Annotated in this window: 13 protein-coding genes; 5 read left to right on the top strand and 8 right to left on the bottom strand. The window is 66.1% G+C overall.

The window, feature by feature from the left end; all coding sequences use genetic code 11:
• The first annotated feature begins 6 nt into the window (after positions 1-6).
• Positions 7-1,269, top strand: a complete 1,263-nt coding sequence (gene purD / locus ACF07D_RS13395; RefSeq protein WP_391505236.1) for a phosphoribosylamine--glycine ligase — start codon at positions 7-9, stop codon at positions 1,267-1,269.
• 347 nt (positions 1,270-1,616) lie between these two features.
• Here purD and ACF07D_RS13390 read toward each other — a convergent pair whose 3' ends face one another.
• On the bottom strand, positions 1,617-2,663 hold the full coding sequence (locus ACF07D_RS13390; protein WP_391505235.1) for an SRPBCC domain-containing protein: 1,047 nt from the start codon (positions 2,661-2,663) through the stop codon (positions 1,617-1,619).
• A 113-nt stretch (positions 2,664-2,776) separates the two neighbouring features.
• Between ACF07D_RS13390 and ACF07D_RS13385 the strand changes: the two genes are divergently transcribed.
• A complete protein-coding gene (locus ACF07D_RS13385; RefSeq protein ID WP_391505234.1) occupies positions 2,777-3,703 on the top strand; it encodes a phosphoribosylaminoimidazolesuccinocarboxamide synthase in 927 nt (308 codons plus the stop codon).
• A 162-nt stretch (positions 3,704-3,865) separates the two neighbouring features.
• Here ACF07D_RS13385 and ACF07D_RS13380 read toward each other — a convergent pair whose 3' ends face one another.
• Positions 3,866-4,888 carry a nitronate monooxygenase gene (locus ACF07D_RS13380; RefSeq protein WP_391505233.1) on the bottom strand — a complete coding sequence of 341 codons (1,023 nt, stop codon included), beginning with the start codon at positions 4,886-4,888 and terminating at the stop codon, positions 3,866-3,868.
• A 116-nt stretch (positions 4,889-5,004) separates the two neighbouring features.
• On the opposite strand from ACF07D_RS13380, the gene purS reads away from it, so the two are divergent.
• The gene (gene purS, locus ACF07D_RS13375; protein ID WP_391505232.1) at positions 5,005-5,271 is read left to right on the top strand and encodes a phosphoribosylformylglycinamidine synthase subunit PurS; all 267 of its coding nucleotides are present in this window, start codon (positions 5,005-5,007) and stop codon (positions 5,269-5,271) included.
• Positions 5,271-5,975, top strand: coding sequence for a phosphoribosylformylglycinamidine synthase subunit PurQ (purQ, locus tag ACF07D_RS13370; RefSeq protein WP_391505231.1), 705 nt, complete (start codon positions 5,271-5,273; stop codon positions 5,973-5,975). Before purS ends, purQ begins: the two co-directional genes overlap by 1 nt.
• A gap of 272 nt (positions 5,976-6,247) precedes the next feature.
• Here the strand turns inward: purQ and ACF07D_RS13365 are convergent, their stop codons facing one another.
• The 6 genes from ACF07D_RS13365 to ACF07D_RS13340 form a co-directional block, all read right to left on the bottom strand.
• On the bottom strand, positions 6,248-7,012 hold the full coding sequence (locus ACF07D_RS13365; RefSeq protein ID WP_119281340.1) for an ABC transporter ATP-binding protein: 765 nt from the start codon (positions 7,010-7,012) through the stop codon (positions 6,248-6,250).
• A complete protein-coding gene (locus ACF07D_RS13360; RefSeq protein WP_119281341.1) occupies positions 7,009-8,037 on the bottom strand; it encodes an iron chelate uptake ABC transporter family permease subunit in 1,029 nt (342 codons plus the stop codon). The genes ACF07D_RS13365 and ACF07D_RS13360 overlap by 4 nt, the downstream gene beginning before the upstream one ends.
• On the bottom strand, positions 8,030-9,040 hold the full coding sequence (locus ACF07D_RS13355) for an iron chelate uptake ABC transporter family permease subunit (RefSeq protein ID WP_391505230.1): 1,011 nt from the start codon (positions 9,038-9,040) through the stop codon (positions 8,030-8,032). The genes ACF07D_RS13360 and ACF07D_RS13355 overlap by 8 nt, the downstream gene beginning before the upstream one ends.
• Before the next feature lie 77 nt (positions 9,041-9,117).
• Positions 9,118-10,128 carry a siderophore ABC transporter substrate-binding protein gene (locus ACF07D_RS13350; protein ID WP_255808985.1) on the bottom strand — a complete coding sequence of 337 codons (1,011 nt, stop codon included), beginning with the start codon at positions 10,126-10,128 and terminating at the stop codon, positions 9,118-9,120.
• Between the two features lie 224 nt (positions 10,129-10,352).
• Positions 10,353-11,381, bottom strand: coding sequence for a GNAT family N-acetyltransferase (locus tag ACF07D_RS13345; RefSeq protein WP_391505229.1), 1,029 nt, complete (start codon positions 11,379-11,381; stop codon positions 10,353-10,355).
• A 96-nt stretch (positions 11,382-11,477) separates the two neighbouring features.
• Entirely contained in the window at positions 11,478-12,473 is a 996-nt protein-coding gene (locus ACF07D_RS13340; protein ID WP_391505228.1) for a hypothetical protein, read from the bottom strand.
• A 138-nt stretch (positions 12,474-12,611) separates the two neighbouring features.
• Here ACF07D_RS13340 and purL point away from each other — a divergent pair, with 138 nt between their 5' ends.
• On the top strand, positions 12,612-14,939 hold the full coding sequence (purL, locus tag ACF07D_RS13335; protein WP_391505227.1) for a phosphoribosylformylglycinamidine synthase subunit PurL: 2,328 nt from the start codon (positions 12,612-12,614) through the stop codon (positions 14,937-14,939).
• The last annotated feature ends 36 nt before the right edge of the window (positions 14,940-14,975 follow it).

Here is a 14,975-nt window from a genome sequence, read left to right as displayed (position 1 = left end):
TGAAGGGTGAAGATTCTCGTCCTGGGGCCGGGTGCCCGCGAACACGCCATCGTCCTGTCCCTGCTCTCAGAAGACGCTGAGCACAGCATCGTCTGCGCCCCAGGCAACGCCGGCATCGCCGCGAGCGGCGTCGAGACCGTCGACCTCGCTTTCACCGATCCCGACGCCGTCACAAAGTTTGTCTCGGATCGCGGCTTCGACCTCGTCATCGTCGGCCCCGAAGCACCACTCGTCGCAGGCGTGGCTGACCCGCTGCGCGCAGGCGGAGTTCCAGTATTCGGGCCGAACGCCGACGCAGCCCAGCTCGAAGGGTCCAAGGCGTTCGCGAAGCGCATCATGGACGAGGCAGGCGTGCCTACCGGTCGCGCGGCGAAGGTCGCGAGCGCTGCCGAAGCCGGCTCGGTGCTCGACGAGTTCGGTGCTCCGTACGTCGTGAAGGCCGACGGGCTCGCCGCCGGCAAGGGCGTGCTTGTGACTGAAGATCGCGACGCAGCGATCGACCACATCGCTACCTGGGCGCCGCACGGCGAGGTACTCGTCGAGGAATTCCTCGACGGCCAGGAGGTCTCGCTGTTCTTCTTCGCAGACGGTCACGACGTTGTCGCACTCACCCCCGCGCAGGACTACAAGCGCATCTTCGACGGCGACCAGGGCCCCAACACCGGCGGTATGGGCGCGTACTCGCCGCTGCCATGGTTGCCTGGTGGCACCGAGGCGTTCGTTGAGGAGATCAAGCGAGACGTTGCTATCCCAACCGTGCGGCAGCTCGAGTCTGAGGGCACCCCGTTCATTGGGCTCCTGTACTGCGGCCTCATCGTCACCCCAAAGGGCGTGAAGGTCATCGAGTTCAACGCTCGCTTCGGCGACCCCGAGACGCAGGTCGTACTCGCCCGCCTAGAGTCGCCGCTGAGTGCGTACCTGCTCGCTGCAGCACAGGGCGACCTTGCGTCGCTTCCCGCCCCCGAGTTCTCGGAGGAGCCCGCGATGATCGTCGTGCTCGCGAGCGAAGGCTACCCGGGTGACGTCGCGACAGGGCGGGAGATCACCGGGCTTGAGGCAGCCGAGGCAGTCACCGGCGTGCACCTCGTACATGCCGCCACCGCGCGGACCCCTGCCGGTGGTTGGACCGCAACCGGCGGGCGCGTGCTCGGCGTCGTCTCACGCGGCCAGAACTTCGCGGAGGCTCGGGCGCGGGCCTACTCCGCCATGAACGAAATCGATCTTGAGGGTGGCCAGTTCCGCACCGACATCGCGGAGCGCGTGGCGTAGCTTCCCTGGCTCCGATGCCTTGCCGGCGGCAGGCACGCGCAGTACACAGCGGCCGGCGCTCGCCGGCGCTGTACACATTGGCCGGCACTCGCAGTGCACAGCGGCCGGCGGTCGCTGTACACATTGGCCGGCACTCGCAGTACGCATGCGAAAGGCCGTTCGTATGCCCGAATCACTCGATCTGGGCATACGAACGGCCTTTTGCATACGGTGGGGTTGGCTCGGTCAGGTTGGCTCGGTCAGGTCGTCGCGGTCAGGTCGTCGCGGTCAGGTTGGCGCCGTCAGATTTGCGCGGGACCCGGATAGGCCTGCCTCAAGCCCCGTCAGCAGGGGCGCCTAGGAAGTAGCTACGCCTTGTCCCCGAGGTCTCCGCGGATGAGGCTGTCAAAATCGAGGGCTTTGTCTTCCTCGTCGCCTTCGTCTTCTTCTTCACCGCCGACTTCGGCGCCCTCGGACTCGTCAATCTCAGACTCGGCGCCCTGGTCTTCGTCGGCGTCGAACAGCGATTCGATCTCAGGCAGAGCGTCGGTGTCGTCGGCTTCGTCGGTGTCGCCGATGTCGCCAGCGTCCTCAGCGTCGTCAGTGCCGTCCGTTTCATCAGCACCGTCTCCGCCCTCTCCGGAGGGTCCAACCGCGTCAGCAACCTGAGCCTCCGCATCCTCCTCACCGAGTTCGGCAGTCTCCGTAGCTTCAGCGACCTCGGCCTCCGCGCCCTCGCCACTGAGTTCGACCTCGTCACCGAGTTCCGCACCGTCACCGAGTTCAGCCAAGCCGAGCACATCATCCGCGTCAGCCGTCTCAGCCGAATCAACCACCTCCGCCTCAGCGGCTTCGCCGCCCTCAGCTACGCCCGCAGGAGCTGCGGGTTCGTTGCGCTCCGCGAGCTGATCCTGATCGATGTCGGCACCGTCAGCCGCATCGACCGTACCTGCCGCAACCTCGTCCCCCGCACCTACGGCTTCGGTTGAGGCCTCACGGGCAACCGCGACATAGTCGGTGAGCAGATCGATCCAGCTCTGCTGAGCGTCGGCGGTGCGCTCGAACGCATCGGGGAAGACGCCGAAGCCTGTCTCAGTCACCATGATGTCCGTCTCGTCGCCCTGCGAGCGGAACGTAATGAGCACAGCAGTCTCGTGCGGGTCATCGCCGTCGCGCCACCGGAAGCCGAGCGCGTGGCCCTCGATAAGCACGTCCACGGTGCCGACAGCGTTGCGGCTCGCGGCTTCCGCAGTTTCAGCGGTCCAACGCTCGGCGACAGCGCCGCCAAAGACAACGTCGAGCTCGACGTCCGGCCACCACTCAGCGCGGAGCTCGGGGTCAGCGATGTACTGCCACGCGGTCTCCCGCGACGCCTTTGCCCGCATCCGCGCAATCACCGGTCCGACAACCGCCATGGCACTCACCCTCCAGATCTGTTGCACTCATCTTATTCGCGCTCGCCACGGCGCACCTCGAAGGAAGCAACACTGTGACGCGGTGAGGCGAGATGAGGTGGGAGAATGGGGGCGTGAACGCACTTCCCACTCCCCTTGCGCTGCCCGGCTGGTCACACACCTACTCTGGGAAGGTGCGCGACCTGTACGTACCGGAGGGTACCGACGCTGCGACCTCCCCCTACCTGCTCGTCGTCGCGAGCAATCGGGTGAGCGCGTTCGACTTCGTACTCGAACCGCCAATCCCTGGGAAGGGGGCGCTCCTCACTGCGCTGTCGAACTGGTGGTTCTCACGCATCCCCCTCGCGAACCACCTCGCGATCGAGGGTGACGCGCCCGCCGTTCCGGACACTGTCGCCGACAGGGCGGTCGTGTCGCGCCGTCTCGAGATGTACCCAGTTGAGTGCGTCGTACGCGGCGCCCTCACCGGGTCGGGCTTCGCCGAATACAAGCAGACCGGTGCAGTATGCGGGATCGAGCTGCCCGCGGGAATCTCAGACGGCGATCAGCTCGACGAGCCCATCTACACTCCCGCATACAAGGCACCGTTTGGCGAGCACGACGAGAACATCACGTTCGAACGGTCGGTTGAGCTCGTTGGCAAGGAGGTCGCGGAGGCGCTCCGTGACGCCTCGCTCAAGATTTTCACCGAGGCTCGCGAGCTCGCCGCCGAGCGCGGCGTGGTGCTCGCTGACACGAAGTTCGAGTTCGGCAAGGATCCCGTGACAGGCGAGCTCGTACTCGCCGACGAGGTGCTCACGAGCGACTCCTCCCGCTACTGGGATGCGTCAACCTACTTCGATGAAAACCTCTCGGGCGCTGAGCGACTCGCGTCGTTCGACAAGCAGATCGTGCGCAACTGGCTGGCCGCGAACTGGGACAAGCAAGGCGTGCCGCCCGTTCTGCCCGCCGAGATCGTTGAGCAGACGTACGCCCGCTACCGGGAGCTCTACGTGCGGCTGACGGGCGAAGAGCCAGCGTTCAACCCGAGCGCGGCTTAGCGGCAGTGCAGCGGCGGCGCAGGTGCACAGTGGCGGCGGCCTAGCGGCGGCTCGGCGACACAGCGGCGGCGCGGCCGGGCGGGTGACCGAGCTGGTTGCGCGGCCCACTCTTCGCGATCGGCGACTCAGCCGCGCTGCGAGGTGAGGCCGCGTTTCACCCGGCTAGAGCCCCTCAGCAAGGCGCGCAATGGCTTGGGCGACGGGCTCGGTCCTTGCCTTTCGGTAGCCAGTTCCAGCCCACAAGTGCAGCCTGTCCTGGTCGCCAGCGGCGCCCGCCCGCTTGCGGAGTTCCCGAGTCAGGTGGTGCACCGCCGGGTACGCGGTGATCTCCTCGTGCGCATGCCGCTCGACAAACCCGTTGCGGAGCGCGCGCGCAGGGCGCCCAGTAAAGACGCGCGTGACGACGGTTTCATCGAACTCGCCTGAAGCGAGCGCCCTCCTGTGCGTCTCCGATGTGCCGGCTTCGTCGGTGAGGAGCAGCAGGGTGCCGACCGCAACAGCTTCGGCTCCGTTCGCGAGGAGATCCTGAACGTCTGCGGCGGCTTCGACACCACCAGCAGCCACGAGCGGCAAGCGCGACGCCGCCGCGGCAGCGCCAAGCGAGTCAGCGGTTGACCCGTCAGCGATCCTGCGATCGGGATCCCACGTCGCCGAGTGCCCTCCCGCACCGGGGCCCTGCACGACGAGCGCGTCAACGCCCGCCGCCTCGGCCTCCCGGGCCTCAGCGGGCGAAGTGACTGTCGCCATGACGATCGAGCCCGCGCGCTTGAGCAGCGCGATCTCGCTCGCGGGCGGCAGCCCAAAGGTGAGCGAGACGACGGCAACTGGGTCTTCTCGGAGCAACGCAAGCTTCTCGCCCCAGGCGTCATCGTCATCAACAGGGTCGGGATTCGGGTTCAGCCCATAAGCCCGAAACTCGTCGGTGATTGCACGCGCGTAGCCAGCGAAACTCTCACGGTTCACCCTGGGCCTGCCCGGCACAAACAGGTTCACGCCGAAGTCGCTCGTGCCCGTGCGCAGTGCGAAGATTTCGTCGTGCAGCGCATCCGGCGTCTTGTAGCCAGCGGCGAGGAACGGGAATGCGCCGGCGGCGCCCGCAGCAGCCGCGAGCTCGACAGTGGTCGCACCGCCGGCCATCGGCGCGGCGACAATCGGGTATTCGCTGGGCAAGAAAGTGTTGCTCACGTAACTCCTCCAAACGGTTGGCGGGAGACGGCAGCGCCGGGCGAACGCGCCGTGTACTGCCAGGGTAGACTTATCCGGTACGCATCCCGTTTATTTCGCGAACCTGGAGGCACTCCTTGCCCACGATTGTTGTTGATGTCATGCCCAAGGCCGAACTCCTCGACCCCCAGGGTAAGGCGACGACGGGAGCGCTTGAGCGCCTCGGTCACGGCAAGTTTGAGAACGTGCGCATCGGTAAGCGCTTCGAGCTCACCGTGCAGGGCGAGGTTACCGAAGCGGTGCTCGCAGAGGTTCGCCAGATGGCAGACGAGATCCTCTCGAACTCGGTCATCGAGGACGTCGTAGCGATCTCGGTCGACGGCGTCGCTGTCGAGGCACGCTAATGGCGACGCGCATTGGTGTAGTCACCTTCCCCGGCTCGCTCGACGACCGCGACGCGCAGCGCGCTGTTCGCCTCGTCGGCGCCGAGCCCGTCGCGCTCTGGCACGCTGACCACGACCTGCAGGATGTTGACGCGATTATTCTCCCCGGCGGCTTCAGCTACGGCGACTACCTGCGCCCGGGCGCGATCGCTGCCCTCGCCCCGATCATGACCGAGGTTATCGACGCGGCAGGCAAGGGCATGCCGGTGCTCGGCATCTGCAACGGCTTCCAGATGCTCGTCGAGGCGCACCTGCTTCCCGGCGGCCTGATCCGGAACGCGCACCAGCAGTTCATCCGCCGCGATCAGCGCCTCGTCGTCGAGAACGCGTCGACCGCTTGGACGAGCTCGTTCACGCAGGGCCAGGAGATCGTCATCCCGTTGAAGAACGGTGACGGCGGCTACATCGCGAGCGACGAGACACTGAAGCAGCTTGAGGGCGACGGCCTCGTCGCGTTCCGCTATGCAGGCGTCAACCCGAACGGTTCACTCAACGACATCGCCGGGCTCACGAACGAGCGCGGCAACGTTGTCGGCCTCATGCCCCACCCCGAGCACGCAATCGAGGAGGGCTTCGGGCCCGACACCTCGGCAGCGATGCGCTCGGGCGTTGACGGCCTCGCATTCTTTGAGAGCGCGCTGAACGCGATCGCGGCGCGCGTCTAGCGTTGCCGATAGGTGAGGCGCCGACGCGGCGCCCACCGATTCGAAAGGCCGGGCGGAGCACCACGCTCCCCCGGCCTTTCGCGCACTCCAGCGCCGTTACGACCGGCGAGTCCGCCACAGAGGTCGTTCGTCGCAGGATCACCCCTTCCCTACCGTCGGAAACAGGTGGTCTTGCAGAAATGGGCCTGTTTTGCGGGCTGGGCCAGGCACGGGCCAGGCCAGGCACGGGCCAGGCCAGGCGCGGGCCAGGCGCCTCGCCCGCGCCGCGCGGGCTACTCCACCCTGTAGTAGATCGCGACCTTGTTCCCCGCGTGCTCGATGACCTCGACCTCGGTGCCGAAGACGCGCTCGAGCACCTCGGGCGTCATGATCTCGTCGGGAGTACCCGACGCCACGAGCTCACCGTCGGCGAGCGCGATGATCCTGTCGGCGTACGCGGACGCGAAGTTCACGTCGTGCACGACGAGCACAACCGTCTTGCCGAGCGCATCTGCGGCAGCACGCAACTGCCGCATCATGCCGGCGGCGTGCCGCATGTCGAGACCGGTGAGCGGCTCGTCGAGCAGCACGTAGTCGGTGTCTTGCGCGAGCACCATCGCGACGAACGCGCGCTGGCGTTGACCGCCCGAGAGCTCGTCGATGAACCGGTCCTCCATGCCCGCGAGGTCGAGGAACGCGATCGCGGCGTGAATCGCACGCCTGTCAGCCTCGGTTGTGCGCCCGGCTGAGTGCGGGAACCTGCCGAACGTCACGAGCTGGCGCACGGTCAGACGCGCCATGAAGTGATTCTCTTGGCGCAGGATTGACACGACCTTCGCGAGCTCTTTCGGCTTTGCCTTCGTCACGTCGAGCCCGCCGACGGTCACGGTGCCGGCGTCGGCTCCGAGCAGCCTGCCGATGATTGTGAGCATCGTCGACTTGCCTGCGCCGTTTGGGCCGATGAGCGCGGTGATGCCGCCGGGCTCGATGGTGAGGTCGATCGGGCCGAGCACGCGCTTGCCGGCGTAGTCTTTGCCGACGGAGGTGAGCTGGATCAACGCAGCCCCTTTCTGAGCAGGACGATGAGGAAGAGCAGGCCGCCAGCGAACTCGATGATCACGGTGACGAGGCCGCCGGCCGAGAAGATGTGCTTCAGCACGAAGGTCGCCCCCAGGAGGGTGACGAGGCCGATGCCGATCGCGAGCGGGATAATCTCAGCGTGCGAGTCATTGCGGGCGAACTGGTAGGCGAGCGTCGCGACGAGGAAGCCGTAGAACGTCATCGGCCCCACCATCGTCACCGACACTGAGATGAGCACGGCGACGAGCACAAGAATCGTGACGACTTCTCGCCTGTAGTTCACGCCGAGGCTGACCGCGGCGTCGCGCCCGAGCGCGACGACGTCGTAGACCTTGCGGCGGCGCCACACGAACACGAGGATCCCGAGCGCAATCGTCGCCGCGAACGGCAGGTATTCGATGTTGCCGTTGCCTATGCTGCCGAAGAGTCGCGCGCTGAGCACGTCGAACTCGCTCGGCGTGAGCATTCGCTGCATAAACGTCGAGATTGACCCGAACCCGATGCCGAGCACAACACCAACGAGCAGCAGCAGGTGCAGGTTCGCGCGCTTGCCCGAGAACAGCCACCCGTAGAGGGCGGTCGCGAAGATCACCATGAGCCCGCTCTGCGCGAGGATCTTCGGGATTCCCTCGAGGCCAGACGCTGCGGTACCGAAGACATACACGAGCGCGGTCTGGGTGAGCACGTAGAGGGCGTCGAAGCCGAGGATCGACGGGGTCAGGATCCTGTTCGACGTCGCCGTGTGAAAGAGCACTGTCGCGACTGCCTGACAGACCGCGACAAGCGCGATCGTGCCGAGCGAGGCTGCGCGGGAGCGGACGATCACCCAGAATCCGGAACTGCCAGGCTGCGCCGGGTTCGCGTACGTGAGAATGGCCACCGCGAGGAGGATCGCGACCACGAAGACGATCGCGATCGGGAGGAGCTGACGCCAGCGCGGTAGCGCCGGCTCGGGCGGGATCGGAAGCTCGCCAGCTGGGCTGAGCTGGATGGGTTCACGCACGCGACCGCCCCCGCATCAGGATCGTGATGAAGACTCCAGCGCCGACCATTCCGAGCACCATTGACACGGGTACCTCAAACGGCATTCGGACGACGCGCCCGAGGATGTCGCACACCGTGACGAGGGCGATACCGCCCAGGCACACCCACGGGAGGTTGCTGCGGACGTTGTCGCCGCGCAGCGTCGCGACGACGTTCGGTACAACGAGGCCGAGGAACGGCAGAAAGCCGACGACCACGGTTGTCACTCCGGCGGCAACCGCGACGAGGGCGGTTCCCGCGATGAGGATCGTCTCGTAGCGCATGCCGACGCTCGTCGCTACCTCGCGGCCGAGGCCAGCAACGGTGATGCGGTCGGCGAGCAGGAAGACGAGCAGCGTGACGATCGCGACGATCCAGAGCACCTCGTAGCGTCCGCGGACGACGCTCGTGAAACTCCCCATGAACCAGGTGCCAACCATCTGCAGCAGGTTGAACTGCACCGCCAGGAACGTTGTGAGTGCGCTGATCACAGCACCGAGCATGATCCCGATGAGCGGAACGACGAGTGTCGACCGGATCACGATCCGGCGCAGGATCAGCATGAAGGCCATCGCCCCGATGAAGGCAAACAGGCTCGAAACGACCATGCGTCCGACGAGGCCGACGCTCGGCGCGACGATCGCGGTGAGGAGGAGCCCGAGTGACGCCCACTCGGTCGTGCCGGAAGTCGTCGCATCAACGAAACGGTTCTGCGTGAGCATCTGCATGACGAGCCCGCTCGCGGCCATGGCGGCACCCGCCAGCATGAGCGCAACTGTCCGCGGGACTCGCGTGATCCACATCATTTCGGCTCCGAGCTCGCCGTCTGTGATGTCGTAGACGCCGACGAACAGCGAAAGTGCGAGGAGAGCTGCGACGACGAGGGTGGCTACCGCGAGCGGCCACACTCGCGCCCGCTTTTCGGGGGCGATCTCGTCGGCGGCGTCAGGAAGCGCAGTCGCGATGCTTGATCGCGGCGCCACCTGACGAACGCGGGAACGCCCGCTCTCTCGAGCGGGCGTTCCTCCATCGCCGTTGCCGGCAGACGTGCGGTTCACGTTCATGCTGCTGCGAATGCCGCCTGGATCTGCTCAAACAGCTCGGTGTACGCGTGGATGTCCTCAGTGAGGTAGAAGTTCGCGTCAAGGTAGATGATGTTGCCCTTGGTGACGGCGGGCACGTTCTTCAGCGCCTCTGAGCCGGCGATGAGCTCGGCTGCCGGGGCCGAGCCTTCCTCGCGCTCCTCGGGAGCGAACGATGCGTCACGGTCGAGCGCGATGATCCACTCTGGGTTCGAGGCGGCAATCGCCTCGACCGAGATGTCGTCGCCCTGGTGGTCGCTTGACGCGCCCTCAACCTCGAGCGCGGGAACCAGGCCGAGGGCACCGAACACGGGGCCGACCGACCGGCCGACGCCGGGAGCGAGGTAGCCGATCTTGCCGCCTGAGGTGTTCACTGCCATGACGGTGTCGCTGCCGTTGTAGGCCTCCTTGGCGCCGGCGATTGCTTCGTCGAGCCCAGCGTTTGTCGCCTCGGCTTCTTCCTCGTGGTCGAAGATCTGGCCGAGGATCGTGTTGCCACGCTTCAGCTCGCTCATGAGATCCTCACCCTCGCGGGGAGCGATGTCGATGACCACGGCGTCGGGGTTCTGCTTCTTGATGTCGTCGTACGAGTCACCGAAACGGTAACCGGCGATGATGAGGTCGGGCTGGGCCGCGACGATCGCCTCGAGGTTCGGCTCGCGGTGCGACCCGATGTCTACGACATCGTCGTTGTCGGTGTAGCCAGGCCAGACAGACCCCATGATGCCCTTCGGCGCTGCCGCGAGGTCGATGTCCCACTCGGTGAGCGTCTCAAAAACGTGGTTGTCGAGCGCGACAACGGTCTCAGGGTTCACGGGTACGTCGACGGTGCCGAAGTTGTCGGTAATCGAAACAGTTGCGCCGGCTTCGGGCTTCGCATCGGTCTCTTCAGACGGCGAGGAGCTGCAGGCCGACAGCACGAGGGCGGCACTTGCGGCAATTGCCGCGAGGCCGAGCAGGCGCGGCTTACGAGAGGTACGGAGAGTCACGGTAATGAATTCCTTTGGACGGGGGTTCGGGTTCTGGCGCGCCGGCTTCCGGGTGGAAGCGAAAAAGGGTTCCGTGCTGGATCCCGTGGCCCGGGATGCGCCCAACGCTGGAACCCACTTAGGTAACCCTAACCTCCAATTCATCTGATGTTCAAGTGATTGCTGAAATTGTCACGTTGATCTGGGCATTTCCCCTACCACCCCGGGCGCCGACGCGCCTCGAACTAGGCCATGAGCTCGAATCCGTAGGTCAACAGCCGCAACTCATCGCCGCTGGCGAGGGTGATTGAGCGATCTCGGTCACTGAGCCTTGAAAACTCCAGGCGCTCGTACAGTCGCCACGCCGACTCCATCATCGGGCTCGTCTCGAGCACGAGACGACTCGCACCCCGGATCTTTGCGAGGCGCACACTACTCCGCATGAGGAGGGCGCCGATCCCTCGCCCACGGGCGGCCTGCGAGACCCCGAGCAACCGAATATCCATCTCCCCTGGCTCGGAGGCGGAGGTGAGCTGCTCGCGATGCCTCGGGCTGGTGACCGTCCCCAGCAGATCGCCAGTGGCAACGTCCTCCGCGACCCACACGAAGTGCGTTGCGGCGCGCGCCGCGACGTCGGCGATATCTGCAAGGTAGTCGGCGGCTAGGTGGGGGTAGTCGTCGCGGTATGCAGCGAGTACAAGCTCGCTCACCTCCGAGATCTCCTCGTCGCGAATCAGCCGCACCCGCACGTCTTCCCTGTCTTGCAGCGCGTAGCGGTACGTCAACGACTCGCCGTAGCCCGAGCTCGTGCGCTCCGCATCGAGTTCAACCGTGTGCTCAAACCCCAGGCGGGCATAGAGCCGCTGAGCGGGGTTGCGCACACCCGTGTCCAGACGTAGGGTCGACCGCCCCCAGCCGAGCGCAACCTCAAGGCCAGCGCGCACGAGCGCCTCCCCGATGCCGCGCCCCTGCGCGTTCGGATCTACTGCGACGAGGCGAAGCTCGGCTTCCCCTGTACTCGCGAGTTTCGCGTGCGAGCTTTCTGGCCGAAGCACGGAGGCCGCGCCGAGCAGCCTGCCAGCTTCTTCGACAACGATGACCTGGCCGTCGGCATCGCGCCCTGCGACGTCGCTCACCGAGCGCTCCCATTCAGGGTCGCCGGCAAGCTCCGCCGCGTAGGGGCCTGCCCCATATGCGGCGTCGAGGAGTGCCACTTCGGCGGGGTATTCAGCTACCCGAATAGGGCGTACAAGTGGGGTTACTGCAGCATTCACCCAGTTAGTCTAGGGCCGCTCGCACTCCCGGTCCGCCATGCGCCAGGCTCGGCTGCCTGCCGCCCGCGCCACAGCGCGAGCCGCGCACCTTCTCAGCTAGAACGTGGGCGGAAGCGGCGCCCCGGGCACCGAGAAGTCAGGCTGGCCATCGGGCCGCGCAGGGATCGGCCTGCCGTCTGCAAACGTCGGCCACGGGAGCAGCACCTCGGTCGGCGCCTGCCCGGAGTGCGGCGCAGGAGGCGACTGAGGTGCGACTGCCTGCGGCTCGTTTGCGGCCTGCGGAAGAGGCGGTGCAACCTGCGAGGACTCTGCTGCCGGAGCAGTCTGCGCTGCGCTCGTTGCTTCGGCGCCGCCCGAGACGCTCGCCGGCGCTGCAATTGCCGCAGCTCGCTGCGCGGCCTTGTCTGCCTCGCGCCTCGCGGAGCGCTCCTCCGAGTTGTTCGCCCACCGCAACAGCAGCGTAACGGAGAGTCCGAGCGCTGTGAGGATCAGCACCGCAGTCGCGATCTTCCAGTACATGTCGGGGACGTGGAGGCTGAAGGCCTCAATTCCGACGGGGGCTGTGAACAAGATGCCCGAGAGAACTGCAAGCACGCTCGTGATGAACGCAAACCGGTTGCCAGCCTCGTCGTCGTCTTTGCCGCTGCGAAGGAGCAGCTCGCAGCAGAGAATGACGAGACGGGTGACGAGGATTACCAGGAATGACTTCCAGAAGATCTGGAACATGAGCGATAACGAATCGTACGGCGTCATCCAAATCACGACGAGCAACAGCCCGAGGATGTACGTGTTCGCAATCAGGGCGACGGGGGCATACCACTCGTTCGCTCGATCACGACTCGTGTCAATCGCGGTCAGCACGACAAAGACCGCGAAAAGCGCGAACGTCGAGAAGATGCGTTCAAAGCGCCCCTCAAAGTCGCCAATAAACAGCAGCGAAATCGAGGCAAGAGTGAGGCCGATCAGCAGGATGATGCTGACCCGCAGAAACATCGAAAGCTTCTTCTTACCGGGCTCGGCACCCGCCAACGCCTGGGCGGCGTTGAGGTCTACACCCTGTGGGGCCGGCTGTGGCGCATGCTGTTCGCTCATACCCCTAGTGTGACACCTGTCACCCGGGAAGGGCCAGAAAAGCCTCATTCTGCCGCCATTTCACTGTTTTATGCGGGGGCCAAAGCGCTGGGGACGACGGCGGAATTCCTGGGCCCGAAAGCCGCGTAGACTGAGGGGGTGACTGACTTCGCTGCCTCTCCCATTCGCCCCGATACGGTCGCCGATGCGGCTGCCACCCCCGAGAAAGAACAGCCGTACGCGGCCCTCGGGCTTAAGCCAGACGAGTACGACAAGATCCGCGAGATCCTCGGCCGCCGCCCAACCTCGGGCGAGCTCGCGATGTACTCGGTGATGTGGTCCGAGCACTGCTCGTACAAGTCATCGAAGATCTACCTGCGCCAGTTCGGCAAGAAGGTCAATGACAAGATGCGCGAGCGCCTGCTCGTCGGCATGGGCGAGAACGCGGGCGTCATCGACGTCGGCGAGGGACTCGCAGTCACGTTCAAGGTGGAGAGCCACAACCACCCCTCATACATTGAGCCGTTCCAGGGCGCCGCGACCGGCGTCGGCGGCATCATCCGCGACATCATCTCGATGGGCGCACGCCCCGTGGCGGTCATGGACCAGCTGCGGTTTGGCGCAATCGACGATCCCGACACCGCCCGCGTTGTCCACGGCGTCGTTTCCGGCATTTCGTCGTACGCGAACTGCCTCGGCCTCCCGAACCTCGGCGGCGAGACAGTGTTCGACGGCGTCTACCAGCAGAACCCGCTCGTGAACGCGCTCGGCGTCGGCGTCCTCCGCCACGAAGATCTGCACACCGCGAACGCCTCCGGCCTCGGCAACAAGGTCGTGCTCTTCGGCGCCCGCACCGGTGGCGACGGTATCGGCGGTGCGTCGATCCTCGCCTCCGACTCGTTCGATGAGGGCGGCCCCACGAAGCGCCCCGCGGTGCAGGTCGGCGACCCCTTCGCAGAGAAGGTGCTCATCGAGTGCTGCCTCGAGCTGTTCCAGGGCGAGCTCGTCGAGGGCATCCAGGATCTCGGTGCTGCAGGCATCTCGTGCGCGACAAGCGAGCTCGCTGCGAACGGCGACGGCGGCATGTTCATCGAGCTCGACAGCGTGCTCCTGCGCGATCCGTCGCTCACCGCTGAGGAGATCCTCATGTCGGAGAGCCAGGAGCGCATGATGGCGATCGTCGCCCCCGAGAAGCTCGACGAGTTCCTCGCGGTGACCGCGAAGTGGGACGTCGAGACGAGCGTGCTTGGTGAGGTCACCGACACGAACCGCCTCGTCATCAACTGGCGCGGCGAGGAGATCGTGAACGTTGACCCCTCGACTGTCGCGGTCGACGGCCCCGTCTACGAGCGCCCCGTCGCATACCCATCATGGATCGACGCACTCCAGGCCGACTCGGTCAACGCCGCTGGCCTCGCACGCGACGAGGACGGCGAGGCACTCCGCGCGCAGCTACTCGCGGTCTCGTCGTCGCCGAACCAGGCTGACGTGTCGTGGGTGACGAACCAGTACGACTACTACGTTGGTGGCAACACCGCCCTGTCGTTCCCCGACGGAGCTGGCATGATCCGCGTGAACGAGGAGACGGGCCTTGGTGTCGCAATCTCGACAGACGCGAACGGCCGCTACTGCCAGCTCGACCCGTACGCTGGCGCGCAGCTCGCACTCGGCGAGGCGTACCGCAACGTCGCCACCTCGGGCGCCGTGCCGACGGCCGTCACCGACTGCCTGAACTTCGGCAGCCCCGAGAACCCCGAGGTCATGTGGCAGTTCTCGCAGGCTGTCGAGGGCCTGTCAGACGCCTGCCTCGCGCTTGAGGTTCCCGTCACCGGCGGCAACGTGTCGTTCTACAACCAGACCGGCGATACTCCGATCCACCCGACCCCTGTCGTTGGCGTGCTCGGCATCATCGACGACGTCGCGCGGCGCATCCCCTCGGGCTGGCAGGATCAGGGCGAGAACCTCTACCTGCTCGGCGTGACCCGCGACGAGCTCGACGGTTCGGCGTGGGCAGAAGCAGTGCACTCACACCTCGGCGGGCTCCCCCCGAAGGCGGATCTCGATGCTGAGCGCACCCTCGCCGAGCTGCTCCACGCTGCAAGCCAGGGCGGCCTGCTCTCGGCGGCAATCGACCTGTCTGAGGGTGGCTTCGCGCAGGCAGTCGTCGACGGTGCGCTCCGCTTCGGTATCGGCGCTCGCGTGTGGATCTCCGAGATCATGGAGCGCGACGGCGTCGACGCTGTTGCCGCACTCTTCTCGGAGACTCAGGGCCGCGTGCTCGTCGCTGTTCCTCACGAGGAGGACGTGAAGTTCCGCGGCCTCTGCGAAGGTCGCAACTATCCGGTGCTCAAGATCGGCGTCACCGATCTTGCGGGCGCTGACGCGGCCATCGAGGTTCAGGATCGCTTCACGCTCCCCCTCGCCGAGCTTCGCGCATCGGTCGAGGCTACGCTGCCCGCGGCCTTCGGCCCGGTCATCTCGGAGTAAGGCTCAGCACCAGGTTCGAGCCCTCAGGGCTCACAC

This window comes from Leucobacter sp. NPDC015123, assembly GCF_043080205.1.
GTDB lineage: Bacteria > Actinomycetota > Actinomycetes > Actinomycetales > Microbacteriaceae > Leucobacter > Leucobacter aridicollis_A.
This window is presented reverse-complemented; position numbering and strand designations above follow the sequence as displayed.